At 61.5% G+C, this 22,937-nt stretch carries 18 protein-coding genes; 6 read left to right on the top strand and 12 right to left on the bottom strand.

Going from position 1 to position 22,937, the window contains the following annotated elements; all coding sequences use genetic code 11:
- Positions 1-16: 16 nt before the first annotated feature.
- A complete protein-coding gene (locus B097_RS0102050) occupies positions 17-802 on the bottom strand; it encodes a (Fe-S)-binding protein (RefSeq protein ID WP_018580873.1) in 786 nt (261 codons plus the stop codon).
- A gap of 208 nt (positions 803-1,010) precedes the next feature.
- Here B097_RS0102050 and B097_RS0102045 point away from each other — a divergent pair, with 208 nt between their 5' ends.
- The 5 genes from B097_RS0102045 (at position 1,011) to thrB (ending at position 8,156) form a co-directional block, all read left to right on the top strand.
- A complete protein-coding gene (locus B097_RS0102045) occupies positions 1,011-2,687 on the top strand; it encodes an L-lactate permease (RefSeq protein WP_018580872.1) in 1,677 nt (558 codons plus the stop codon).
- A gap of 51 nt (positions 2,688-2,738) precedes the next feature.
- The gene (gene argS / locus B097_RS0102040; RefSeq protein WP_018580871.1) at positions 2,739-4,391 is read left to right on the top strand and encodes an arginine--tRNA ligase; all 1,653 of its coding nucleotides are present in this window, start codon (positions 2,739-2,741) and stop codon (positions 4,389-4,391) included.
- A gap of 4 nt (positions 4,392-4,395) precedes the next feature.
- A complete protein-coding gene (gene lysA / locus B097_RS0102035) occupies positions 4,396-5,727 on the top strand; it encodes a diaminopimelate decarboxylase (RefSeq protein ID WP_018580870.1) in 1,332 nt (443 codons plus the stop codon).
- Between the two features lie 142 nt (positions 5,728-5,869).
- Positions 5,870-7,207 carry a homoserine dehydrogenase gene (locus tag B097_RS0102030; protein ID WP_018580869.1) on the top strand — a complete coding sequence of 446 codons (1,338 nt, stop codon included), beginning with the start codon at positions 5,870-5,872 and terminating at the stop codon, positions 7,205-7,207.
- A gap of 22 nt (positions 7,208-7,229) precedes the next feature.
- Entirely contained in the window at positions 7,230-8,156 is a 927-nt protein-coding gene (thrB, locus tag B097_RS0102025; RefSeq protein ID WP_018580868.1) for a homoserine kinase, read from the top strand.
- On the opposite strand, the gene B097_RS0102020 is transcribed toward thrB, so the two are convergent.
- From B097_RS0102020 to B097_RS0101985, 8 genes are all read right to left on the bottom strand, one after another.
- The gene (locus B097_RS0102020) at positions 8,153-8,872 is read right to left on the bottom strand and encodes a helix-turn-helix transcriptional regulator (RefSeq protein ID WP_018580867.1); all 720 of its coding nucleotides are present in this window, start codon (positions 8,870-8,872) and stop codon (positions 8,153-8,155) included. The two genes, thrB and B097_RS0102020, sit on opposite strands and share 4 nt — an antisense overlap.
- A gap of 18 nt (positions 8,873-8,890) precedes the next feature.
- A complete protein-coding gene (locus tag B097_RS0102015; RefSeq protein ID WP_026254237.1) occupies positions 8,891-10,819 on the bottom strand; it encodes an ATP-binding cassette domain-containing protein in 1,929 nt (642 codons plus the stop codon).
- Positions 10,816-11,574 (bottom strand): molybdate ABC transporter substrate-binding protein, encoded by a 759-nt coding sequence (gene modA, locus B097_RS0102010; protein WP_026254236.1) that lies wholly within the window; start codon positions 11,572-11,574, stop codon positions 10,816-10,818. Before modA ends, B097_RS0102015 begins: the two co-directional genes overlap by 4 nt.
- A 130-nt stretch (positions 11,575-11,704) precedes the next feature.
- Positions 11,705-12,490: a respiratory nitrate reductase subunit gamma gene (gene narI / locus B097_RS0102005; protein WP_018580864.1), complete on the bottom strand. Its 786-nt coding sequence runs from the start codon at positions 12,488-12,490 to the stop codon at positions 11,705-11,707.
- Positions 12,491-12,511: 21 nt separating this feature from the next.
- Positions 12,512-13,204, bottom strand: coding sequence for a nitrate reductase molybdenum cofactor assembly chaperone (gene narJ / locus B097_RS0102000; RefSeq protein ID WP_018580863.1), 693 nt, complete (start codon positions 13,202-13,204; stop codon positions 12,512-12,514).
- On the bottom strand, positions 13,201-14,805 hold the full coding sequence (narH, locus tag B097_RS0101995) for a nitrate reductase subunit beta (RefSeq protein ID WP_026254235.1): 1,605 nt from the start codon (positions 14,803-14,805) through the stop codon (positions 13,201-13,203). Before narH ends, narJ begins: the two co-directional genes overlap by 4 nt.
- Positions 14,805-18,554, bottom strand: coding sequence for a nitrate reductase subunit alpha (locus tag B097_RS0101990; protein WP_018580861.1), 3,750 nt, complete (start codon positions 18,552-18,554; stop codon positions 14,805-14,807). The genes narH and B097_RS0101990 overlap by 1 nt, the downstream gene beginning before the upstream one ends.
- A 71-nt stretch (positions 18,555-18,625) precedes the next feature.
- Entirely contained in the window at positions 18,626-19,963 is a 1,338-nt protein-coding gene (locus B097_RS0101985) for an MFS transporter (protein ID WP_018580860.1), read from the bottom strand.
- 173 nt (positions 19,964-20,136) lie between these two features.
- Here B097_RS0101985 and B097_RS0101980 point away from each other — a divergent pair, with 173 nt between their 5' ends.
- Positions 20,137-20,634: a molybdopterin-binding protein gene (locus B097_RS0101980; RefSeq protein ID WP_018580859.1), complete on the top strand. Its 498-nt coding sequence runs from the start codon at positions 20,137-20,139 to the stop codon at positions 20,632-20,634.
- Here the strand turns inward: B097_RS0101980 and B097_RS0101975 are convergent.
- From B097_RS0101975 to B097_RS0101965, 3 genes are read right to left on the bottom strand one after another with little or no spacing between them, the layout of a single operon-like run.
- Positions 20,631-21,176, bottom strand: coding sequence for an NTP transferase domain-containing protein (locus B097_RS0101975; protein WP_026254234.1), 546 nt, complete (start codon positions 21,174-21,176; stop codon positions 20,631-20,633). The two genes, B097_RS0101980 and B097_RS0101975, sit on opposite strands and share 4 nt — an antisense overlap.
- A gap of 14 nt (positions 21,177-21,190) precedes the next feature.
- Entirely contained in the window at positions 21,191-21,667 is a 477-nt protein-coding gene (gene moaC, locus B097_RS0101970) for a cyclic pyranopterin monophosphate synthase MoaC (protein WP_018580857.1), read from the bottom strand.
- Between the two features lie 18 nt (positions 21,668-21,685).
- Positions 21,686-22,933, bottom strand: coding sequence for a molybdopterin molybdotransferase MoeA (locus tag B097_RS0101965; RefSeq protein ID WP_018580856.1), 1,248 nt, complete (start codon positions 22,931-22,933; stop codon positions 21,686-21,688).
- Positions 22,934-22,937: the final 4 nt, after the last annotated feature.

Here is a 22,937-nt window from a genome sequence, read left to right as displayed (position 1 = left end):
GAGCCGAGTGAGACTTTCACAGCATCTTCTCCTTCGAGTAAACGGCGGACGTCGGAGTCCAGGGGTGTTCCTTCGTCGAGGCCAGAATTTCTGCCATGTGGACAGCGCGGATTCCGTTATGCTGGCGGGCCATGTTGCCGGCGATATTCATCAGGCAGGAAGAATCGCCCGCGGTGACGTATTCAGCGCCGGTGTCTTTGATGTGGCGGACCTTGTCGGACACCATCGCTGCCGAGACTTCGGCGTTCTTGATGGAGAAGGTGCCGCCGAAGCCACAGCATTCCTCATAGTTTTCAAGGTCGATCAGCTCGAGGCCTTCGACGGCGCGCAGCAGGTCATAGGGGCGCTGGTCGACCTTGAGGAAGCGCAGCGAGTGGCAGGAGGCGTGGTAGGTCACGCGGTGCGGGAAGAATGCGCCTAGGTCGGTGGTCTGTGCCACGTCGACGAGGAACTCGGTGAGGTCATAGGTCTTCTTGGCGGCAGTGGTGGCACCGTCGACAAGCGACTTTGTGCCGTAGCGGTCGGCGATGCGCACGTGCTGCTCGCGGACAGCACCCACGCACGAGCCGGAGGCACCAACGACGTAGTCGATCGACGGATCCGAAAATGCGTCGACGTAGGTTTCGATCATGGGCACTGCTTGTTCTTGGTAGCCAGTGTTGATGTGCATCTGGCCACAACAAGTCTGGGCCTCAGGGAAGACGACCTCGTAACCGAGGCGTGCAAGGATCACGGCGGTGGCCTTGTGGGCATCGGGGAAGAGGGCATCGCCGAGGCAGGTGGAGAATAGCGCTACTTTCACGGTTACTCTTTCCTATCGGTCAATAAAGGGAGTACTATCTAGTTTAACGATTTCGCTAGACCTTTGTGGGAAAATTGGCCCATCTGCCTGCGGTTATTCGGTCGCATTAATGTTGGTAAATTCCTGACCGCTGGAAATGTGCCCCATAACCGTTAAGGTGATACCTAAGGACTGTTAGGGAATTGGTCACATCAGGAAGGAACCCCCTATGACCACGCTGCTCCTCGCACAAGAAACCTACACACCGGCCACCGATGCCGTCGCCGGCTCCGTGGGGTGGACCGCACTGGTGGCGGTGCTTCCGCTGGCAGCATTCTTTCTCTTTCTCATGGGGTTCAAGTGGGCGGCGCACACCTCGGCCATCGCTTCCGTGGTGGTTGCGCTGATCATTGCCGTCTTGCCTTTCGGCATGCCCTGGGACATGGCAGGCATGTCGTTGCTCCAAGGCATCTGCTTCGGACTCTTCCCGATTGTTTACATCATCTGGATGGCGGTGTGGATCTATGACCTGACGGTGAAGTCCGGCAGGTTCGAAGACATGCGCGTGATCTTCTCCAAGATTGGCAAAGGGGACATGCGCATCCAGGCGATGATCATTGGCTTCGCGTTCGGCGGTTTGCTTGAGGCCCTTGCCGGTTTCGGTGCCCCAGTGGCTATTGTGTCGTCGATGCTGGTAGCTATCGGCATGAAACCGATGAAGGCCATCGTCGTCACGCTCGTTGCTAACGCAGCCCCCGTCGCTTTCGGTGCGATGGCCATCCCGGTGACCACTGGCGCTTCCCTGGCAGGTCTCGAAGTGACCGACCTGGCCAGCCAGGCCGGCCGCCTGGTCGGCCTGATCGCCGTGATCACCCCATTCCTGCTGCTGCTGATTATGGACGGCATGCGGGGCCTGCGCCAAGGCTGGCCCATGGCGCTGGTGCTGGGTGTGTCCTTCGGCGGCGGCCAGTTCCTCGCATCGAACTACTTCGCCTACGAGCTGACCGACGTGGTTGCCTCCCTGGTTTCCCTGGTCGCAGGCATCGCCTTCCTGACAGTCTGGACGCCAAAGACCCCCGAGGATCAGGCCAGCCAGGCGGACACCTCCGGCAGCGTTCTTACCGCTCAGCGCGGGTTCCTCGCACTGTTCCCATACATCCTCATCGTGGTCGTTTTCGCCATCACCAAGCTGTGGCGCATCGGCGTGGACATCCCGGCGGCTCTTGCATCCACCGATGTCCAATTCGGCTGGCCAGGCCTCTACGGCCGCTTGCTCACCGCCGATGGCGAGCCGTCTACCTCGCCGCTATTCAACTTCAACTGGCTGTCCAGCCCGGGCACCATCTTGTTCTTCTGCGGTGTCATCACGGTGCTGGTGTACACCTTCGTCAACGAAAACGGCCGCTACAAACTCGGTATCGGCACAGGTTTCGCGGAGCTCTTCGTCGGCCTGAACCGTATGAAGCTGTCCTACCTGACCATCGCCACGGTGATGGGCCTGGCCTATGTGATGAACTTCTCGGGTCAGACCGCCGCCATCGGTGCGCTGCTGGCGGGTACCGGCGCGATCTTCCCACTGATTTCCCCAGTGCTGGGGTGGTTGGGCACGTTCGTCACCGGCTCCGGCACGTCCTCCAACGCTCTGTTCGCCCAGATGCAGGCCACCACGGCCGGCACCATCGGCGTGCCCGAGCACGTCCTTGTAGCCGCCAACACCGGTGGTGCCACCCTGGGCAAGATGATCTCCCCGCAGACCGTCGCCCTGGGCGCGGCCACCGTGGGCTTGGTGGGCAAGGAATCGGAGATTATGAAGGAAACCATGAAGGTCTCCCTGGGCTTGCTGATCTTCCTTGGCATCGTGGTGTTCCTGCAGACCACGCCGATCCTCGGCTGGATGGTTGTCTAAGCGGCCGGGCTATGCGGTGAAAGTTCACAGCTTCTACTACACTTTCCCCTCATGACACCTGCAGACTTAGCCCTAACTATCAAAGACACCGCGGTGCGAGTTCTCGACGCCCATGACCTGGATTCCAGCGTCGTCCCAGAGACGGTGACCGTCGAGCGCCCCCGCAACCCGGAGCACGGCGATTACTCCAGCAATATCGCCCTCCAGGTGGCTAAGAAGGCAGGCACCAACCCGCGCGAACTGGCGGGATGGCTTGCACAGGCGCTTATCGACGACGACGGCATCGACTCCGCTGAGGTCGCCGGCCCTGGCTTCATCAACCTGCGACTAGCCGCGGCAGCGCAGGGCTCGATCGTGACTGAGGTCCTCGAGAAAGCTGAGGCTTACGGCCATATCGACGTGTACGCGGACGAGAAGATCAACCTCGAATTTGTCTCCGCGAACCCCACCGGCCCGATCCACCTTGGTGGCACCCGCTGGGCAGCTGTGGGTGACTCACTGGGCCGCGTTCTTGGGGCCGCCGGCGCAGACGTCACGCGCGAATACTACTTCAACGACCACGGCGAGCAGATCAACCGCTTCGCCCGCTCCCTCGTGGCAGCGGCAAAGGGGGAGCCAACGCCAGAGGACGGTTACGGCGGCGATTATATCCACGAGATCGCGCAGGCGGTCGTCGATAAGCGCCCTGATGCGCTGGACGGAACTGACGCCGAGGTCGAGGAAACCTTCCGCGCTGAGGGCGTGGAAATGATGTTTGAGCACATCAAGCAGTCCCTGCACGATTTCGGCACGGACTTCGACGTGTTCTTCCACGAGAACTCCCTGTTCGAATCTGGTGCGGTGGACCAAGCCGTGAACAAGCTGAAGGAGAACGGCAACCTATACGAGGCCGACGGCGCCTGGTGGCTGCGTTCCAGTAACTTCGGCGACGACAAGGACCGCGTGGTCATTAAGTCGGACGGCAACCACGCCTACATTGCTGGCGATATCGCGTACGTGGCTGACAAGTTCGATCGCGGACATACCCTGGCCATTTACATGCTTGGTGCGGACCACCACGGATATATCGCGCGTCTGCGTGCGGCGGCGGCCGCGCTGGGCTATAACCCAGAGCAGGTGGAAGTTTTGATTGGCCAGATGGTCAACCTGGTCAAAAATGGCAAGGCCGTGCGCATGTCCAAGCGCGCTGGCACGGTGATCACCCTGGATGACTTGGTGGATGCCATCGGCGTGGACGCTGCGCGCTACTCGATGGTGCGCTCCTCCGTGGACTCCAGCCTGGACATTGACCTGGACCTGTGGGCCTCCCAGTCCAGCGATAACCCTGTGTACTACGTGCAGTACGGGCACGCGCGTCTGTGCTCGATCAAGCGCAAGGCCGACGAGGCCGGCGTGATCACAGAGGGCGCGGACTTGGCGCTGCTGACCCACGAGAAGGAAGGCGACCTGATCCGCACGCTGGGCGAATTCCCCGCCGTGATCAAGGCCGCTGCGGAGCTGCGCGAACCGCACCGCGTGGCGCGCTATGCCGAGGAGCTGGCTGGCGTGTTCCACCGCTTCTACGATGCCTGCCAGATCCTGCCCAAGGCAGGGGAGAGCGCCGAGCCGATCCACAGTGCTCGTCTGGCGCTGGCTGCCGCGTCGCGCCAGGTGCTGGCCAACGCGCTGGGGCTTGTTGGCGTGACCGCCCCGGAGCGGATGTGATCGCATGACAGATTTCAATGACCTTCCCGCACACGTGTGGCCCCGCGGTGCCATGCGCCAGGAAGATGGCGTGGTCACCGTGGCAGGCGTGCCGCTGCCGGAGATTGCTGAAGGCTACGGCACGCCGGTCTTCGTGATCGATGAGGACGATTTCCGCAGCCGCTGCCGCGACATGGCCCGAGCCTATGGCGGGGCACACAATGTGCACTACGCTTCCAAGGCTTTTTTGACTCGCACGATCGCGCGCTGGGTTGACGAGGAAGGCCTGAGCCTAGACGTCGCTAGTGAAAATGAGCTGCTCATCGCCCTGGCGGCAGATTTCCCGGCGGAGCGCATCACGGCGCACGGCAACAACAAAACCGCGAACTTCCTGCGCACCTGCGTGCGTTCCGGTGTGGGGCATGTGGTGCTGGATTCCGCCCAGGAACTTGAGCTGTTGGACATGGTCGCGCGTGGCGAAAACAAAGTCCAGGAGGTGTGGATCCGGGTCAAGCCTGGGGTGGAAGCCCACACGCACGAGTTCATCGCCACCAGCCACGAAGATCAGAAGTTCGGGTTCTCTTTGGCCTCCGGTTCGGCTTGGGAGGCGGCCGTCGCGGCGAATAACGCAGAGAACCTGGAGCTGACCGGGCTGCACTGCCACATCGGTTCCCAGGTCTTCGACGCGGCAGGGTTCAATGTGGCCGCCGAGCGCGTTTTAGAACTGTACCGCCGCATCCACGGCGAGCTGGGCCTGGTGCTGCCTTACCTTGATTTGGGCGGTGGCTACGGGATTGCCTATACGGAGCAGGAATCGGCACTCGATGTGGACGCGGTTGCGAAGGATATGTTGGCAGCGATCCGCGAGTGCGCCGAGGATCTTGGCATTGCCACCCCGACCTTGGTGGTGGAGCCGGGGCGTGCGATTGCTGGCCCGTCCACGGTCACGGTCTATGAGGTGGGCACGACTAAGGACGTGCATGTCGACGATGACACCACGCGGCGCTATATCGCCGTCGATGGGGGAATGAGCGACAATATTCGCCCAGCGCTGTATGAGGCCGAGTATGACTCACGCCTAGTCAACCGCTTCACCGACGACGAGCCTATCGCCTCACGCGTGGTGGGGTCCCACTGCGAATCGGGCGACATCATCATCGAGGATGCGCAGTATCCGGCAGATATTGCTCCGGGTGACTTCTTGGCGGTGCCGGGCACGGGCGCGTACTGCTACGCGATGAGTTCGAACTACAACTGGTTTGGGCGTCCCGCCGTGGTGAGCGTGCGGGGTGGAAAAGTTACCCCAATGTTGCGGCGCGAGACAGTCGATGACTTCCTCGCGCGCGAGGTGAATTAAATTATTACCGCAAGTCTCGCGGGTATGTAAGCGATAGGTAGACTATTCCAAGTGTGTGTTTTCTGTGTCATGAAACCGTGGCTCAGAAAGCCTCTGTGCTCACACCGTGTTCAATAAACCATTAGTAATCAACAGGAGAATCATGACTGCGACTTCCGCCTCGTTCAACCAGGGCAAGGGAATCGGCCAGCCTGTCGGCGTGGCCGTTTTGGGCATGGGTACCGTCGGTACGGAGGTCCTGCGCCTGCTCGATGAGAACCCAAAGGCTTATGAAAACCGTATCGGGGGGCCTCTCGAGCTCAAGGGCGTGGCAGTCTCTGACCTCTCTAAGCCTCGCCCGGGCGTTGACCCAGCGCTGCTTACCGACGACGCCGAGTCCCTAGTCACCCGCGACGATGTTGACGTTGTCGTCGAGGTCATCGGTGGCATCGACTACCCGCGAAAGCTGATCCTGAAGGCGCTGGAAGCCGGCAAGTCCGTGGTGACCGCGAACAAGGCGCTTGTCGCCGCGCACGCCGACGAGCTCGCCCAGGCCGCTGATAAAGCAAGGGTTGACCTCTACTTCGAGGCCGCTGTGGCAGCAGCCATCCCTGTGGTGGGCATGCTGCGCCGTTCCTTGGCTGGTGACCAGATCCAGCGTATCTCCGGCATCGTCAACGGCACCACCAACTTCATTCTGGATGCGATGACCTCCACCGGTGCTACCTACGAGGACGCGCTGGCTGAGGCCACCGAGCTGGGCTACGCCGAGGCTGACCCCACCGCCGACGTGGAGGGCCACGATGCGGCATCGAAGGCCGCCATCCTGGCTTCCCTGGGTTTCCACACCCGCGTCACTTTCGACGACGTCTACTGCGAAGGCATCACGAAGGTCACCGCCGACGACATCGCTGCGGCGACCGCGGCCGGCTACACCATCAAGTTGCTGGCGATCTGCGAGAAGCTTGTCGACGAGGACGGCAACAAGTCCGTTAACGCGCGCGTGCATCCCACCCTGGTTCCCAATGAACACCCACTGGCCACCGTCGACAAGTCCTACAACGCAATCTTCGTTGAGGCAGAGGCCGCAGGCCGCCTGATGTTCTACGGCAATGGCGCTGGCGGTGCCCCTACCGCGTCCGCTGTCTTGGGTGACCTGATCGGCGCGGCCCGCAACAAGGTCCACGGTGGCCGCGCGCCTGGTGAGAACCCATACGCGAACCACCCAATCGCTGAATTTGGCGACGTGCCCACCAAATACCACATCGACATGATGGTTGATGACCGCGTTGGAGTGCTCGCCGATATCGCTGAGCGCTTCTCTGCGGCCGGCATCTCCCTGCGCACGGTGCGCCAGGAAGAGGTTGACGGTTCGAACGCGGCGCGACTGATCGTCGTCACGCACTCCGCGAAGGAAAAGTCCCTGCGCGCGATCGTCGACGAACTGTCGGAGCTGCCGGACGTGCGCGAAGTCCGTTCCGTTATCCGCCTGGATTCTTAAACATTTGTAGAGGAGGACGGGCATGAAGGAACTGGAAGTTGGGCTGAAAGTCACGGTGAAGGTGCCGGGTTCGTCTGCGAACCTGGGGCCAGGTTTTGACACGCTGGGTCTGGCGGTGGGCATTTATGACACCGTTGAGGTGGAAGTGACCTCGTCCGGCCTAGGGGTCAATGTCATCGGTGAGGGCGAGGATAACCTGCCACGCGACTCCAGCCACCTGGTGGTCAAGGCGATTCGTTCCGGCCTGCACGAGGCGGGCGCGGATGTGCCGGGACTGAAGGTGACGTGCACGAATAACATTCCGCAGTCACGCGGTTTGGGCTCCTCTGCTGCGGCGGCCGTGTCGGGTGTCGTGGCGGCGAATGCGCTGGCGGGCAATCCTTTGTCCACCGACCAGGTGGTGCAGCTAGCCAGTGCCTTCGAGGGCCACCCGGATAACGCTGCTGCGTCTGTGCTGGGCAATGCGGTGGTGTCGTGGACAGAGATCCCCGTTGACGGTATTTCGCAGCCGGCCTATAAGGCAGTGTCCGTGCCGGTGCACGAGAGTATTAAGGCCACCGCGCTGGTGCCGAACTTCCACGCCTCCACGGTGGCGGTGCGCCGCGTGCTACCAGACCACGTCACGCACATGGACGCGCGTTTCAACGTGTCCCGCGCTGCTGTGATGACCGTGGCTTTGCAACACCACCCGGAGCTGCTGTGGGAGGGTACGCGTGACCGCCTGCACCAGCCCTACCGTTCGGACGTGCTTCCTGTAACCGCAGAGTGGGTCAACCGCCTGCGCAACCGCGGCTATGCCGCCTACCTGTCGGGTGCCGGCCCTACCGTGATGGTGTTGTCGACCGATGGGGTAGACCAGAAGCTGCTGGACGAGGCAGAAGAGACGGGCCTGCGCGTTCTCGAGTTGGAGATCGCAGGCCCGGTGACTGTGGACGTCGAACGCGTCTAGCGCGCCCCTTGACCGCCCGGGGTCTCGTTCTCGGCTGCGGTTACCTTGACCGAGCAGGTCTCGGTCGGGGTGAAACGTTTCAGTTCCAAGCGCACCGCATTGCCGCTCAGGCGGGCGGTGCGTTCTTTTAATAAGCCTTCGTGCACGGCGCAGATGAATGGTTCTGGGCGCTTGCCCGAAGCGGTGACGAAGGGGCAGGCGTGGAGCTCCACCTCCGCACTATCACGCATGTGGGGATCAAAGCCCATATCGCGCAGCCGCTGGGAGAGTTCCGCCAGCGCATCTGCGGGTGTCGCCCAGCGCGGCCTGGCTTCCCCCAATTTCTTCGCCCACTGGATACCGATCCGGTTAGCAAGCTCCAGCCCATCGGAGGAGTCAGCAGAGTCCTTCAGCATGTCGACGAGCGCGTTGATCAGCGCGATATATTCCTCAGTGATTGCGCAGTTGTCTGGCACCCGCACCTGAAAAATCAGAGAAGGGCGCCCCCGGCCCGCGGCGGGCGAAGAAGTGACTTTCACCGCGTCCTTCGCAACCAGCTCGTCGAGGTGGCCGCGGGCGGTGTTGACGTGCATGCCTAAGTCCTCCGCGATCTCAGCGGCGCGGGCCCCGCGGGGATACTTCTGCAGGGTGGCGAGGACCTCTGTCTGCTTCGGGCTGAGCTTGAGCATCTCCGGATACAGCGCCGTTGCGGGCCGCGGGTAGGTGCCCTTGTCCACGTTGTTGTACACCTTTCGCTAGTTGTCTCGGTGCGGGTGCACTGAGACATTGAGAGCTTTGGTAACGCACTCGACGGTTGCCCCACGCTCCAGTTCAAGCTCGAGCGCGGACTCGCGGGTGACCGGAACCGTGATGGTTCCCGCTCCGATTTCCACGGTGACGGTGACGTGAGCGGCACCCGGAGTGTTATCGATCGATGCTACCGTGCCGGGCCAGACGTTACGGGCAGATTCTTTCACGTCCGCAGCGTGCGAGCCGTGGCGGGGGAGCCGGAGTGTCGTGGCCTCTGGGGCAATGGTGACCACCGCTGGCGTTCCTTCGGTCAGTGCGCGTGTCGACGAAACATCCTCCGAAGCAACCCCATCAATGATGGTTCCATTCGAGTTGATTGTCATCATATCACTGGAGACCCCGCTAATTGTCCCGGTGAGACGATTTAATCCGGCTAGCCCAGCAACGAAATTATTCGACGGCACGGTGAGTTCTGCTTCGGTGGGCTGCGAACTGATCACGCTGCCTTCTTCGATGACCACAACATGCTCTGACAGTCCCGCGATATCCAAAGGATCATGGGTGATCATCAAAGTTGTGCGGTCGCCGACTGTCGCGCGCAGTACTTGTCGCCACCCCCGAGAGGAGGCGGCGTCTACCGCCGCGAGGGGCTCGTCGGCAATCAGCACGGCAGGCTTCGCCGACAGCGCCCGCACAAGCGCCACCTGGGCTGCCTGCCCGCCAGACAGGGCAGGCACCGGGACATCTGCCAGAGTGTCCAGGCCCGCGGCGTCGAGAAGCTCCTGCGTGCGCTGCTTATCACGGGTGACCATGGTGATCGCGCCGGCCACCGTCGTGGTGCGTGGAAGTCCGGGGCGCTGTGTGAGTAAGACGACGCCGCGTTCGTGGGCTGGCACGGGGCGTTGGTCGGGCGCATCGACGACCCTGTCGCCGAGGGCTACCGTCGCCCCGGTGAGACGGCCAGCGATCATGCTGACCAGCGTGGTCTTTCCTGAACCGTTGGCGCCGATAATCGCGGTGATTCGATCGGCGGGGATCACGGTGTCGTTAATCGTGACGCTGGTGCCGGACGTTTCAGGCCGCGTCAGCTCGCGTAGGCGCTCCACATCGACAGGTCCGATCGTGCGCGCGGTGGGCTTAGGCGTGCGACGGAACCACGTCGGCAGCTGAGCCAACACTAGGGAGGCGACAGCCAGGACGATCAGGAGCGCGGACAGGGCGTAGGCCGCGTCTGGGTCGGTTTCGCGCATCAGGTAGATACCCAGCGGCATGGTGCGCGTGACCCCCGGCATGGAACCAGCGAAAGTGAGCGTGGTGCCGAACTCTCCAAGGGACCGAGCAAACGCCAAGCCGGCGGCCGTGCCAATGGATGGGGCGATCGTCGGCAAGGTAATCTTGCGCAAGATCTCGCCGGGGCTCAATCCGATACCAGCTGCGGAGGCCGGGACCTCCGCATCAATCTGGCGTAGAGCGGAATCGAGCGTGACGACGACGAAAGGCAGCGCAACAAAGACGTGGCTGGCCACCACGCCGGCGAACTCAAAGGCGAGGTGGAAACCTAGCGCGTCCAACACAGGCGCGAGCAGCCCACGCCGGCCAACCAGCGCGGTCAGGGCCAAACCGCCGACAACCGGTGGCATCGCCAGCGGCAGAAGCACCAGCAATCGCACCAGGTTACGGCCGCGCTGCACGTGCTGCAGCCACAATGCCAGCGGAATCCCGAGCAGCAGTGTAATCACCGTCGCCTGGATCGCGGCGGACAACGTGATCGCTGTTAACTCCCGAGTCTCCGGGGCGGCGGCGATCTCCCCAATCCGCCCCCACGGCACACGCACGCCCAGCGCCAGCACGGGGCCGATGATCCAGGCGAGCGCGATCGCTCCAAGCAAGAACACCGCCCAGGGAGTGGACGGTGTTAGACGTTTAGGTGTCACGACTCAGATGCTGGGGTGAAGCCTGCGGTGCGCCACTGTTCTGCGAACTCAGCACCGGCCAGCAGATCGACGATCTCCTGAGCTTCGGCCTCGTTCTCGGAAATGGTGGTCACTGCTGCGAGCAGCTCGTTAGGGTACTCCTGCGCGTGTGGGATCTCGATGATCTCCACCTCGTCACCAGCCGCCACGGCATCACTCTTGTAGACCCAGCCGGCGTCTGCCTCACCAGAGGTGACCTTGCCCAGCACATCGGCCACAGCGTGCTCGAGGGAGTCCGCGTTGATCTCGATGTTATTGGCCTCCATCAACTGGGTGGATACGCCACCGCACGGGATCTGCGGATCACACAAAACCACAGTGGCCTCGTCGTTGAGATCCTCGATGCTTTCGATTCCAGCCGGGTTGCCTGCAGGAACGACCATGACCATGGAGTTCGTAGCGACGAGCTCTGGGTCGGCAGCGGAACCCTCGGATACTGCGCGGTCCATCGTCTGGCGGTCCGCGGTGATCAGAACGTCCGCGTAAGCGCCGTCGGCAAGCTGCTGCACTAGGGTGGAGGAGCCAGCGTTGACGAACTCAAGCGAGGCTTCGACCTGGTTGTCCAGCTCGTCATTGACCACGCGTGTCGACGACGCACCCATGATGGTCATCTCCAAGTCTGAGTCCGACGAAGAAGTAGAAGGGGAGCACCCTGCGAGTCCGGTAGCAACCGCGACCATTGCGATGAGGGCCTTAAAGCCAGTAGAGCGTCGCATTGACAGCCTTTCTTTTAATCAGGATTTTATCAATGATAATCATAATCAGTTCGCAAATGCAAGGCAAACCCCCGGCATCCCTCCGTAGACGCGGAATGCCGGGGGTAATCGTCGAAAAGCGAGCTCAGCGCTAGGCGCCGCGGGAGGGTGTCTGGTTGCGGGAATCCAACTGCTCCGTGTGCGAGCGGATCGGCTCCCACGCGTCGTGGCGACGGCGCGGAGTGGTGCGCGTATCGCGAGAACGGTACACCACGTACGGGCGGTTGATGTAGCCAATTGGTGCGGAGAAAGCGTGCACCAGGCGGGTAAACGGCCACACAGCGATCAGAGTGAAACCTGCAAGCACGTGCAGCTTGAACTGCCATGGCACGTCGGCCATCAGCTCTGGCTGGGCGTTGAAGATCAGCAGCTGGCGCAGCCACGGCGAGATCGTCTCGCGGTAGTCATAGCCTTCAGCCCCGCCGAACACCTGAAGCGACACTGTGGCGAAAAAGCCCGTCAGAATCGCGCCGGCCAACACGACGTACATCACCTTGTCCGACTTGGATGTAGACAAGAACACCGAGCGGTTCACGATGCGTCGGTACAACAGCCCGAGGATGCCCAGGACCACCATGATGCCTGCGATCGTGCCCGGGATGGTCGCGATCCAGTGGTAGGCGCCATCGCTAATACCTATCGCGCGGGTCCACGTCTTCGGGATGGCCAAGCCCATCAGGTGGCCGATGACGACGAAGACCATGCCCCAGTGGAACAGGGGAGAGGACAGCCGCAGCAGCTTAGACTCGTAGATTTGCGAGGAGTGGGTAGTCCAGCCGAACTGGTCGGTGCGCCAACGCCAAATGATGCCGATGACGAAGGCGGCGATGGCAAGCCACGGGAAACCCACCCAGAGGAATGTTTCAAAGTTACTCATTGTTTTTCCTTTGTCTTTCCTTTAAGAGTTATCTGGTTGAGCGGTGGGGAAGGGCAGTTGTTGAACGTCGATCCCCACCAGCTCCGCGGGAGGTCCCGAACGGATCAAGTCGACGTAACGGTCAATCGTTTCCTCATCGATCTGCGGCAACGCCATACAAATGGCAACCACCACATGCGCATAAGGCGAACCGATGTGTTCCAGGGCGGAACGCAGAACCTCGATCCCGTCGCGATGCGAAGAGATCATCTCCACCGCATTCTCGTGCTGCTCACCGTGGGTTTGGGCCACAGCTTCGAGGATGACACACAAGTGGTCCGGCAGCTCATCAGTAGTCTCCTCCAGCCCCAAGCCCTGCAACTGCTGGCGGAAAGCCAGAATCGCGGCGCCTCGCTGGCGGGTATCGCCCACCGCGTAATAGGACAAGAAGAGTGAGCAACGACGGCGCTGATCAAAAGATTCCACGTAGTGCACCTCGAGGCCGCGCGGACCGAAAGATCGGGCAGCGTCGAGGAAGATATGGAACTGCTCCGCAATTGGGCCGGGTAGGAGGTCCACCTGCTCATTGACGGCACGAAGGATGTCCCAGTGCCCCTCGCCCGGGTAACGCAGCAGCAACGCGCCAATCATTGCGGTTAGGCGGCGTTGATCGTCGTTAAGCGCGACTGGCTCGACCAAGTCCTCCGGGACTACTCCGATATGGGTGCGCGTCATGGCCGCTCATCTTTCTTCGGCGGGAACATGGAATCAGGCCGATCACCGGACCAGGACAGCAAGGACACCTTGCCTCCGGCGCTGTTTTCCGCCTCGGAGTGGCACGCCTGAGGCGCACCCTCACCCAGGTTAGGCAGGTTGGTCAGAGCTGTCGGATCGGTGCCGCCGTAGGGATCGAGGTTGGCGATGCCACGCGGGGTCTCCGGTGAGGAGGTAGGAATGACGTAGCGATCGTCGTATTTCGCAATCGCCAGCAACTTGTACATCTCCTCCAATTGCTTCCCGGTCATGCCCACAGCCTGCGCGATCTCTTCCTGCGGCTCATCGCCCAAGTTGATATCGCGCATGTAGGACCGCATCGCGGCTAGGCGGCGCAGCGAGAGCTCCACCGGGCGAGTATCGCCGGCGGTGAGCAGGCCTGCCAGGTACTCCAGCGGGATGCGCATATTCGAAATCGCGGACAGCAAGATTTTGTGATCTTCGCCGTCATTGCCGGTAGCGGTCACCGATTCCACGATGGGGGACAGCGGCGGGATGTACCAGACCATCGGCAGAGTGCGGTACTCTGGGTGCAGCGGCAGTGCAACACCGTAGGTAAAGATCAGGTCATAGATCGGCGACTGCTTCGCCGCATCCACCCACGAGTGCGGGATGCCGGCAGCCAGCGCATCGCGCACCACCTGCGGATCATGCGGATCCAACAGGATGGACTTCTGTGCTTCGTAGAGATCCTGCTCGTTCTCCGTGGCTGCTGCTTCCGCGACGCGGTCCGCGTCGTAGAGGATCACGCCAAGATAGCGCAGGCGCCCCACACACGTCTCCGAACACACCGTCGGCTGGCCCACCTCAATGCGCGGGTAGCAGAACGTACATTTCTCGGCCTTACCGGACTTGTGGTTGAAGTACACCTTCTTGTACGGGCAGCCAGACACACACATCCGCCAGCCGCGGCACTGGTCCTGGTCGACCAGCACGATGCCATCCTCCGAACGCTTGTACATCGCACCCGAAGGGCACGAGGACACACACGTGGGGTTCAAACAGTGCTCGCAGATGCGCGGCAGGTAGAACATGAAGGACTCTTCGATCTCATGGGCGACATGCATATTGATGTCCTTGAGAACCTGGTCCTCATTCATCGTCTCCGGGGAACCACCCAGGTTATCGTCCCAGTTGGAGGACCACTCCACCTTGTTGATCGGCTGGCCGGTAATCAGTGAGCGCGGGGGAGCGGTCGGCTGTGTCTTCTGGCCTGCCGGGCTGGCGAGCAACTGGTCATAGTCATATGTCCAGGGCTCGTAGTAGTCCTCAATGGTCGGCAACTTGGGGTTATGGAACAAGGTCAGCAGCTTCTTTAAGCGGCCGCCGGAGCGTGGCTTGAGCTTGCCGTTGGACGTACGCTCCCAGCCACCTTCCCACTTCTCTTGGTCCTCCCAGCCGCGCGGGTAGCCCACGCCGGGGCGCGTTTCGACGTTGTTGAACCAGATGTACTCGGTGCCGGCACGGTTGGTCCATGCCTGCTTACAGGTCACAGAACATGTGTGGCAACCAATACACTTATCCAGGTTCATGATCATGGCGATCTGAGCCATAACTCTCATTAGTACTGCACCTCCTGGGAGCGGCGACGGATCCGGGTGACCTCGTCGCGGTTGTTACCGGTTGGGCCGATGTAGTTGAAGTAATAGGACAGGTGGCCATACCCGCCCGCTACGTGAACCGGCTTGATTGTGATGCGTGTCAGCGAGTTGTGGGTGCCGCCTCGTCGACCGGTCTTCTCATTCAGCGGCGTGCCCACGGTGCGCTCCTGCGCGTGGTTCATAATCACGGTGCCTTCGGGGATGCGGTGGGTCACGATCGCGCGTGCCGTCACCACACCGTTGCGGTTGTACACCTCGATCCACTCGTTGTCCTTCACCCCAATCTTCTGGGCGTCCTTGTCGGACATCCACACCACCTGGCCACCGCGAGAGATGGACAGGACATGCAGGTTGTCGAAGTACTGCGAGTGAATAGACCACTTGTTGTGCGGGGTGAGGTAACGCACGGTGATCTCCGGGTTACCGTCCTCACCCGTCAACAGTTCACCCGGCCCGGTCTCACCGTTGAGGCGCATGCGGTCCAGCGGTGGTTTGAAGATGGGCAGCTGCTCTCCGTAGTCGATGAACCAGTCATGGTCGATGTAATAGTGCATGCGACCGGACAGAGTGTTCCACGGCTTGCCCATCGCCAGGTTGAGTGAGAAGGCGGTATAACGCTTGTTATCGCGCTTGTCGCCGGACCACTCAGGCGAGGTAATCACCTGCTGCGGGCGTTCCTTGATCTCATCCCAGTTGATGCGGACGTCTTCGGTGCCTTCCCAGAACTCGCGGGTATCAGTGCCCATGAGGGTGCCAAGGTTCTCGAAGCCGTTCTTCGCCACTTCACCATTTGTCACACCGGACAGGTGCATGATGGTTTGGGCCACCTTGATATCAGTATCGACGCGCGGGCGATCGCCTGCCGACGAGGTCTGTGTGGAGCCCAACATTGGGTAGAGCTCGTCGACCTGCTTGGTCACATCGAAAGGAGTGCCGTGAACGTTGGTGCCCGCCTTGGCGGTTAACGGACCAAAGGTCTGCCACTTCTCGAAGATCTTCGTGTAGTCGCGCTCCACAGGGACCAGCTTTGCCATGGTTTCACCTGGGATCAGGCCGGTCTCCTTCACGTCTGGCACGACCCCATTGGCCATGGACGGGTTGATTTCATCTGGTGAATCGTGGTTCAGGGGCGCCGCCACTACGTCGGTCTGCGTCCCCAACCACTTCACGGACATCCGCGAGACAGCATCCGCCAAGTCGCGGAAGACCTCCCAGTCCGTCCGGGCCTCCCATGGTGGATCGATCGCCGCGGTAAACGGGTGCATGAAGGGGTGCATGTCAGTCGACGAAATATCGTGCTTCTCATACCACGTCGCAGCGGGCAGGACGATGTCAGAAACCAGAGTGGTTGATGTGTTGCGGAAGTCCGTCGTCATCATCAAATCAAGCTTGCCGTGCGGCGCTTCCTGCCAGCGGATCGACTTCGGACGATCCTCAGGAGCAAGCTCCTCAGCAGAGACATCAGAATCCACGCCCAGCATGTGGCGCAGGAAGTACTCCGTGCCCTTTGCGGATGAGCCCATCAGGTTTGTCCGCCAGTTCAGCAGGATGCGCGGCCAGTTCTCCGGAGCATCCGGGTCCTCGCAGGCGAACTCCATACGCCCGGACTCCAACTCATCGACAATGAAGTCCTTCACATCCATGCCCGCCTCATCTGCCTGATCCTTCAGCAACAGCGGGTTGCGGTTGAACTGCGGGTAGGAAGGCATCCACCCACGCTTCATGGCCTCCACCAGCGTCTCGGACAACAGTTTGTCGTCGGCAGCCCCGTTCTTCGCCAGCGGGGAAGCAAGGCGCGATGCCTTCGAGTTGTCGTAGCGCCACTGCGAGGTAGTCAGGTAGTAGAAACCGGTGGTGATCATCTGGCGCGGCGGGCGATTCCAGTCATTGGCAAAAGCGTACTGGCCCCAACCGTTTTGCGGGCGCAGCTTCTCCTGGCCCACGTAGTGAGCCCAGCCGCCACCATTAACACCCTGGGTACCGCACATGGAGGTCAGTGCCAGGAACGTGCGGTAAATCGTATCTGCGTGGACGTAGTGGTTAACGCCAGCGCCCATGATGATCTGGGAGCGGCCCTTCGACCTAGCAGCATTATCTGCGAACTCGGTAGCGATGCGCTCAATCTGTGCCACAGGCACGTTGGTGAGCTCCTCGGCCCACGCTGGGGTACCCACCTCGGTGGCGTCGTTGAAGTCCACCGGCCAGGAGCCCGGCAAATTCAGCTCCTCACGGTTGACGCCATAGTGCGCCAGCATGATGTCGAAGACGGTGGTGACCTTGTGTCCGTTGACTTCACGGAAAGGCACACCGCGCCGGGAGACACCCGCGCCGATCGGCCCGTCGGAATCCAGGGCCTCCTCGGAGGCGTCCATGTCGAAGCGTGGCAGGAGGACCTCCGCGGTGTAGAAGTCCCCGATGTCCGCCACGGACATGACCGGTTCCACGCCCTCCTGGAACAGGTTCCAGCGACCGGGTTCGGTCTTGTAGTGGTCGGCGAGTGTGCCGCCCGGGTCCACGACGGAACCGTCTGCCTGCATGTTGAGCAGGCGGTAGTTCGCGTTGTCTGAGCTTGTCAGTGCTTCGTCGTCAAGCTTGTCCGCTGTGAGGAACTTGCCGGTGGTGAACGTGCCGTCACCGTTGTCGTCGAGCGTGACTAGGAAAGGCGCGTCCGTGTACTTCTTCATGTAGTCCATGAAGTAAGGCGTGCGCTGCTCAACGTGGAATTTCTTGAGGATCACATGACCCATGGAAAAGGCGAGGGCGCCGTCGGCACCGGTGGTGATGCGGACCCACTCGTCGGCATGCACGGCGGCGTCGTTGTAGTCGGGTGCGACGACGACGATCTTGGTGCCCTTGTAGCGGACTTCCGTCATGAAGTGGGAGTCCGGGGTACGGGTGACCGGGATATTGGAGCCCCACATCATCAGGTAGGCGGAATTGTACCAGTCGCCGGATTCCGGCACGTCTGTCTGGTCGCCGAAAGTCTGTGGGGAAGCGGGAGGGAGGTCGGCATACCAGTCGTAGAAGGACAGCTGCATGCCGCCGATCAGGCCCAGGAAGCGGGTGCCCGCCGCATAGGAAACCTGCGACATGGCCGGGATCACCGTGAAGCCGGCGATACGGTCTGGGCCCCACTGGCGAATGGTGTAGATGTGGGCGGCCGCGGCCATCTCGATGGCCTCGGTGTACTGCACGCGCACCAGGCCACCCTTGCCACGCTGGGAAACATAGGCCTCACGCTTGGCCGGGTCCTCCTGGATTTCGCGCCACGCCAGAACTGGGTCATTGTCGTTGCGCTTCTTCGCCTCGCGGTACATGTCCAACAAGACACCGCGGACATAGGGATAGCGGATGCGGGTGGGCGAGTAGGTGTACCAGGAGAAGGAGGCGCCACGCGGGCAGCCGCGGGGCTCATAGTCCGGCATGTCAGGGCCGGTGCTGGGGTAATCCACCGACTGGCTCTCCCAGGTGATCACGCCATCTTTGACGTACACCTTCCAGGAACACGAGCCGGTGCAGTTCACACCGTGGGTGGACCGGGTGACCTTGTCGAAGGACCAGCGGTCGCGGTAAAAAACGTCGGCTTGGCGCCCGCCCTTTAGGAAGATCTGTTGGCCGGATTCGGTGACATCACCGCGGCGGACATAGCCGCCGAGGCTGAACAACGGATTATCCGCACTAGCTGCGTTTCCGTGTGCTGCTGTAGTCATGTGAGGAAAGTCCCTTCGTCGAAAAGAGAAGTAAAGAAGTTATGAAGTTTTTGGGGCGGTCGCACCACTTGCTAGCCCGGGAACGGGGCGCCTGGGCGGGTGTAGTACACCCAGCACAGGATTGCCGCGATCACGAACAGGACCACGCAGCCCCAGAAGAATGCGGTTGCCGAAATCATGGACAACAGCACACCGGCCACGAACGGGCCGAAAGAACCGACCGCGCCCGTCCACCCGATCACGCCGCCGGACTGACGCTTCGGCAGGATCATCGGCATCTGCTTGAAAGAGCCCGCGTTGACCAAGCCAGAGAAGAAGGCCATGATCAGCATGAGCGTCCAGAACCACGTGAAAGCGTCGGGGGAGTCCGGGTTGAGGAAGAGCGCTGCAGCACCGGTGAAGACCGCCATGCCGACGAGGCCGATGAAGGTCCAGATCGCGCCGCCGAACTTGTCGCACAACGGGCCCCACAGTGCGCGGGTACCTGCGCCGATCAGTGGGAACCAGAAAGCAATCGCGCCGCCGACTGGAAGCAGGGCAGGATCAAAGTTGTTCGCAAGGTCTGAGTTTGCGCCGAAGTTATCGTTGATCAGCAAAGCCAGCTGGGCGGAGAAGCCGGCAAAAGCGCCGAAGCCAGCGAAGTAGATCACCGACATGACCCAGGTGTTGACGTTGCCGAAGATGTCAATCTGCTGCTTGAAGTTCGCCTTAACGGGAACATCTTTCAGCATCAGCCAGGCGACGATGACCATCACGATCACGAACGGGATGAGGATGCCGGCTGCGTTTTGTACCCACATGTTCTCCCCAGTCTCTGCGGAGGTCTGCGCCGTGCCCAGGGAGATCAGCGGGATAGACATGCCCACCAGCCATGGTGCCGCCAGTTGGATGGCAGACATACCCATGTTGGACAGGCCCGCCTGAAGACCAAGTGCCGTACCGGACTTGGATTTCGGGAAGAAGTAGCCCGTCGATGGCATGAAGCCGGAGAACACGCCGCCACCAATGCCCGACAGGAAGGACAAGGTGAGCAGCCACCAGTACGGTGCGCTCGTGTCTTGCACCGTAAAGAACCAGCCGAACAGCGGGATCAGGTACAGCAGCGCGGAGAAAGTGACCAGTTTGCGCGTGCCCAGCACCGGCGGCAGGAACATCCAGATCAGTCGGAACAGACCAGTGGATAGTCCTGGGATGGAGGTCAACCAGTAGAGCTGGCCCGCGGTGAGATCGAACCCGATCTCGTTGAGCATGGGGGCGATGGCAGACACCAAGTACCAGGTAGTGAAACCCAGGAACAGAGTGATGGTGGAGATCCACAGAGTCTGCCACGCGATTTTGGAGTCCCACGAGTCTTCGTTCTCGGGGTCCCAGCCGTGAAGGACACGTTGGGAGGTGTCTAGTTGTGTCATGCTACTTCCTTAAAGCTACTACTTTTAATCGCTTCACAAATGATATTAACTGGTAAAAGCCGAGCTAGAAACCTATAAAACGACTAAAATCGTGGTTATTAACAGCACGAAGATATGATGTAAATATGTCACCTTCCCCGCAGGGAAGTGACCTGGAAGGATTAAAAAGACTTATGGTGACACAGCTAGCAAAAGCACACGTCATCGTTGTTTCGGACAGAATCATCGCCGGGCAGCGCGCCGACAAAGCCTCCCCAACGGGGGTAGCCATGCTCGAAGAAGCGGGCTTTGAAGTCGCCGAGACCACCATCGTCCCCGAGGGCTATGACGCCGTCTCTCACGCCATGGCGCAGTCGCTTAACGACGACACCCACCTCATCCTCACCTGTGGCGGCACCGGGTTGGGTGCCAGAAACCTCACCCCAGAAGCCACCGGGGACATCATCACGACACGCCTTGAAGGCCTTGAGCGACAGATCTTGCTCGAAGGCCTGAAAAATTCATCACACGCAGGGCTCTCGCGTGGAATCGTGGGGCTGACACGCCGTGATCACCGCGGCACACTCATCGTCAACGCCCCAAGCTCTACCGGGGGAGTGAAAGACGCCCTCACAGTCATCATTTCTGTGTGGCCCAATATCGCCGAGCGCCTCGGCGTGCCCGGAATCTAAAGTTCGACCTCGCCGAGCGTCTCCAGTTCGGCGGCAGTGTCGTAGTCCTTTTCGCGCCCGTCACCGGCAACTTCCACGCGGGTCCGCGCCGCGCCGATCAGTCTTTTCGCCGGTGCGTCACGGACATCACCGAGCGTACCCAGCGCCGCGTCCAGCCCGGCAGCTGTCCACACCGCGCACAGTGGCTGCAGGAATCCATCAGCTGCCTGCACCACGGCAACATCGCTTGACGACGATTCCAGCGCAGCTTTCAACTTGCCGAGCAAACCGGGGGACGCCGGAGCGTCAACGGAGAGCACCGCCTTGAAGTCTGTGTCCAAAGCGGCTGCGCCCGCAGCGATCCCAGCCACGGGCCCGCCAAAGGGTGGCTCCTCGCTGACCGTGGGGATACCCAGGTCGAAGGGGGAGACGACGACGTACGGGGTCTCGTCGTCAAGCCCCGCGAGGATCTGATCCACCAGGCGCACGCCGTCCACCTTGACCTGGGCCTTATCTGCGCCCATGCGGGTGGAGCGGCCCCCGGCCAGGATGATCACTCCCATCTGCGGGTCAATGCTCACTGCGGTAGCTCCCGGGACCAGTCGCCCGAACGGCCACCCGACTTTGCGACGATGCCCATCCGACGAATCATCGCGCTGCGGTCGACGCCTTTAACCATGTCAATGATTGTTAGCGCCGCCACGGACACAGCGGTCAGCGCCTCCATCTCCACGCCTGTACGGTCCGCGGTGCGCACCGTGGCGCTAATAAACACGTGGTCATCGCGCAGTTCCAAGTCCACGGCCGCGCCATGTACGCCGATCGTGTGAGCCAAAGGCAGCAGTTCGGGCACCTTCTTTGCTGCCGAAATCCCGGCGATCCGGGCGACAGCCAGCACATCACCCTTGGGCACGGTGCCGTCCCGCAGCGCCTGCATTACCTCCGGCGAGCACGCCACTTCGCCCTCGGCGGTGGCTGCGCGAACGGTGGGCTGCTTCTCAGTCACGTCGACCATATACGCCTGGCCGGTGTCATTTAAGTGCGTAAATTTCATAGCGTCTTTCCAAATGTTTTAGGTGCGGGTGAGCAATACCAGTCGCTCGTCGGAGGTGTCGCCGTACTCCACGACGGCAAGGCCGTTCGTGTTGACCAAGGATCCGACCAGGTGCGAGCTATGTCCGCGCGAGGAAAACGGGGTAGCGGTGACCCCCTCCGCCGAGAAATCAAGCTTTACGGGCACCATCAGTGTCACGGGCTGGTGTGGTGCGGGGAAATCTTCGTCGACACGCACGCGAACGTGCGGCCGGTCCGTCAGCTCCTGCTGCGGGTCAAGGCCTGCCGTAGCCTGCATCAACGGCACCATGTAAGCGTGGAAAGAGTTAAAGGCGGCAACGGGATTGCCCGGTAGGCACACGAGGGGCGTGCCGGCCCACCAGCCCAAGCCCTGGGGCTCGCCGGGGCGCTGGGCAACCTGGCCGAACCACATTTCCGAGCTCTCCTCAGTTACCGCGCGCACTACGTCGAAGGCTCCGACGGACACCCCACCGGAGGTGACGATGATGTCAGCCTGGGCCACAGCTTGGCTGAGCACATCCCGGAAAGCGTCATTATCATCATCGGCGTGGAACTCGAGGACCTGGCCCGCGCCGTTCGCCGCGGCTAAAGCCGCCAGCATCGGCAGGTTCGAATCGGGGATCTGGTGGCCTTCCGCATCTTCCGCGCGCTCGACTAATTCGGCACCGGTAGAAATGACCGCAACAATCGGGGCAGCAAAGACATTCACCTCGTCCACGCCCAGCGAAATCAGTGCGGCGATCGTGCCCGCATCCACGCGCGAACCCTTGGTGGCGGCGACCTCGCCCGGTTGCACATTGGATCCCGCGCGACGCAGGTGCGCGCGGCTCGTGTCTACCTGCTCAATCACCACGGTCTCCGGCAGGGGGACCGGGCCACGTGGAATATTCGTTTGTTCCACCGGCACGACGATCAGGTCCTCGGTGCCCTCGCCAGTCGGGGAAGGCGCACCCGTCATGATGCGCACGGCGTGGCCTGCTGGCACGTCGACAGGGCGGGAGCCGGCCGGAATATCACCGGCCACGGGCAGTTCCCACGGGCCGTCGCCTTGTAGGTCGCTGCAGTGGACGATAAAGCCGTCCATGGCCGAATTATCAAAAGGGGGCACGGCTACTTCGGCGATAGCGTCGTCGGCAAGCACCAAGCCCGCGCATTCGCGCACCGGTACATCGTAGCGAACGCGAGGAACGGCGAGCTCGACCGCGGCAACCAGATGGTCATGGATGGAACGAACATCAGAAGACATAAGG

Source organism: Corynebacterium pilosum DSM 20521 = CIP 103422, assembly GCF_000373805.1.
GTDB classification, from domain to species: domain Bacteria; phylum Actinomycetota; class Actinomycetes; order Mycobacteriales; family Mycobacteriaceae; genus Corynebacterium; species Corynebacterium pilosum.
Note: the sequence above shows the minus strand (reverse complement) of the source record. Positions and strands in the feature narration are given on the sequence as shown.

Coding starts and splice junctions, on each gene's coding strand:
- B097_RS0102045 (WP_018580872.1), top strand. CDS start 1,011: ATGACCACGCTGCTCCTCGCACAAGAAACCTACACACCGGCCACCGAT.
- argS (WP_018580871.1), top strand. CDS start 2,739: ATGACACCTGCAGACTTAGCCCTAACTATCAAAGACACCGCGGTGCGA.
- lysA (WP_018580870.1), top strand. CDS start 4,396: ATGACAGATTTCAATGACCTTCCCGCACACGTGTGGCCCCGCGGTGCC.
- B097_RS0102030 (WP_018580869.1), top strand. CDS start 5,870: ATGACTGCGACTTCCGCCTCGTTCAACCAGGGCAAGGGAATCGGCCAG.
- thrB (WP_018580868.1), top strand. CDS start 7,230: ATGAAGGAACTGGAAGTTGGGCTGAAAGTCACGGTGAAGGTGCCGGGT.
- modA (WP_026254236.1), bottom strand. CDS start 11,574: ATGCGACGCTCTACTGGCTTTAAGGCCCTCATCGCAATGGTCGCGGTT.
- narI (WP_018580864.1), bottom strand. CDS start 12,490: ATGAGTAACTTTGAAACATTCCTCTGGGTGGGTTTCCCGTGGCTTGCC.
- narJ (WP_018580863.1), bottom strand. CDS start 13,204: ATGACGCGCACCCATATCGGAGTAGTCCCGGAGGACTTGGTCGAGCCA.
- narH (WP_026254235.1), bottom strand. CDS start 14,805: ATGAGAGTTATGGCTCAGATCGCCATGATCATGAACCTGGATAAGTGT.
- B097_RS0101990 (WP_018580861.1), bottom strand. CDS start 18,554: ATGACTACAGCAGCACACGGAAACGCAGCTAGTGCGGATAATCCGTTG.
- B097_RS0101985 (WP_018580860.1), bottom strand. CDS start 19,963: ATGACACAACTAGACACCTCCCAACGTGTCCTTCACGGCTGGGACCCC.
- B097_RS0101980 (WP_018580859.1), top strand. CDS start 20,137: ATGGTGACACAGCTAGCAAAAGCACACGTCATCGTTGTTTCGGACAGA.
- B097_RS0101975 (WP_026254234.1), bottom strand. CDS start 21,176: ATGGGAGTGATCATCCTGGCCGGGGGCCGCTCCACCCGCATGGGCGCA.
- moaC (WP_018580857.1), bottom strand. CDS start 21,667: ATGAAATTTACGCACTTAAATGACACCGGCCAGGCGTATATGGTCGAC.
- B097_RS0101965 (WP_018580856.1), bottom strand. CDS start 22,933: ATGTCTTCTGATGTTCGTTCCATCCATGACCATCTGGTTGCCGCGGTC.